At 60.9% G+C, this 1,901-nt stretch carries 1 protein-coding gene and 1 pseudogene; one reads left to right on the top strand and one right to left on the bottom strand.

Annotation, left to right across the window (positions count from 1 at the left end):
- The coding region (locus FXB38_RS28550) for an IS1182 family transposase (protein WP_148754262.1) at positions 1–1,685 on the top strand (1,685 nt) is incomplete at its 5' end.
- A 59-nt stretch (positions 1,686–1,744) separates the two neighbouring features.
- Here the strand turns inward: FXB38_RS28550 and FXB38_RS28545 are convergent.
- Positions 1,745–1,901: pseudogene (locus FXB38_RS28545) on the bottom strand (amidohydrolase family protein); the annotation flags it as partial.

The following is a 1,901-nucleotide window of genomic DNA, read 5'->3' as shown; positions in this document are numbered from 1 at the left end:
CGAGACTGGGCAAGAATTGTTCTCGCCCGAATCCGGATCGATGTACGATTCTATTCATGACGAATCGCACTTATAAGACTGGTCCGCGGCGGGAGCAGTTGAGCCTTCTGCCGCCTCGCGTCGAGGATTATGTTGCGCAAGACAACCCGGTCCGGGCGATCGAGGCCTATGTCTGTGCGCTCGATCTTGAGAAGCTCGGGTTCCGGCATGCCGGTGGTGGCACCGGGGCGGGACAGCCAAGTTACCATCCGGCGGACCTGTTGAAGGCCTATCTTTACGGTTATCTCAACCGGGTCCGCTCCTCGCGTCGCCTCGAGCAGGAGGCGCAACGCAATCTGGAACTGATGTGGCTGCTCAAGGGACTGACGCCCGGCTACCGGACCATCGCCAACTTCCGCCGGGATAATTGGTCGGCGCTCAAGGCGACGAACCGGGAATTTGTGCTCTTGCTGCGCGAACTTGAGCTTCTGGGCGGCAAGCTTGTGGCGATCGACGGCGCCTTCTTCCATGGCGATGCGAGCAAGGCGAGCATCAAGACGAAGAAGCGGCTGGCGGAGCAGCTTGCTTGTATCGATCGCGACATCGAGGAATATGGCAAAGCGCTGGCGTCGAACGACGCCAGCGAAGAAGCGCATTCGTCAGGTGACGGAGATGGCGGGAGCGCGAATGGGAATGGCGGCAGGGTTGCGGACAAGCTGGCGGCGTTGATGGCGCGCCGGGCGAAAGCCCAGGCCGATCTTGATCGTCTGGAGGACGGCGGCGAGACCCAGTTGTCGACCACCGATGCGGACGCCCGGCTTTTGTCGAAAAGAGGCCATGTCCTCGCAGGCTACAACGTCCAGATTGCGGTCGATGACAAGCACAAGCTCATCGTTGCGAGCGAGGTCGTCAACGACGGCAACGATACGGGCCAGCTTTACGAGGTGGCCAAAGCGGCAAAAGAGGCATTGGGAGCCGAGACGCTGCAGGCGATTGCCGACACCGGCTATTACAATGGCACGACCCTGAAAGAATGCGAGGAAGGCGGCATTGTTGCCTATGTCCCGCCGCCCAAGCGAACAGGGGGTTTGGAGGAACAAGGCCGCTTCACGCATGAAGCGTTCAGCTATGACGCCGAAGCCGACGCTTATCGCTGTCCCGCGGGCGCGCTGTTGAGGCCGATGAATGGCGTCAAAATCAGCCCGGCCGGTCGGCAAGACGTCCGCTATGTCAGCCTGAAATCTGTCTGCAAGGCTTGTCACTTGCGCGAGCAATGCCTTGGTCAAAAGTCGGACAAGCGCACCATCTATCGCTGGCAGCACGAAGAGGTGATTGATCGTCACAGGGAGCGGATGAAAGAGGCGAGCGAGTTGATGCGCCAGCGCTCCTGCTTGGTCGAGCATCCCTTCGGCACGCTCAAATGCCGCGCCGGCTATCGCCACTTCCTAGTCCGCGGCTTTGCCAAGGTTCGCGGCGAATGGAGTCTGATGGCGCTCTGCTACAATCTCGCCCGTGTGCTGAACATCCTCGGCTTTGACGGCTTTGTCGCGTTTTTTGCCAACCGGGTGGCCAGGAGCGCAATTTTGCGCGTCCTGTGCGCCGTCGTGCCCGCCATAGGCCCTGCCATCGTCTCTATCAGAGGCTTCTCAGCCAAATTAGGCCAAAAACCAGCGATCATCCGCTTCCGCTTCAGCATCGCAGCGTAACCGCGAGATTCTTGCCCAGTCTCTTCGCTTTGCCCACCCTACTGCACCGTCTCGCCAGCCTACTTCGCCACCACCTCCGGCACTCTCCCCGCCGGCGGCGTATTGCGGCTACGTTGCGTGCGCACGATGCCATCGATGATGGTCATGCCGATGCCGGGGAGGTCGCCGAGCTGGACGCTCTCCAGAATGGTCTTGCCGGGCGAGTGCTGCGCCTTG

Source organism: Bradyrhizobium cytisi, assembly GCF_008123515.1.
Taxonomy (GTDB): Bacteria; Pseudomonadota; Alphaproteobacteria; order Rhizobiales; family Xanthobacteraceae; genus Bradyrhizobium; species Bradyrhizobium cytisi.
This window is presented reverse-complemented; position numbering and strand designations above follow the sequence as displayed.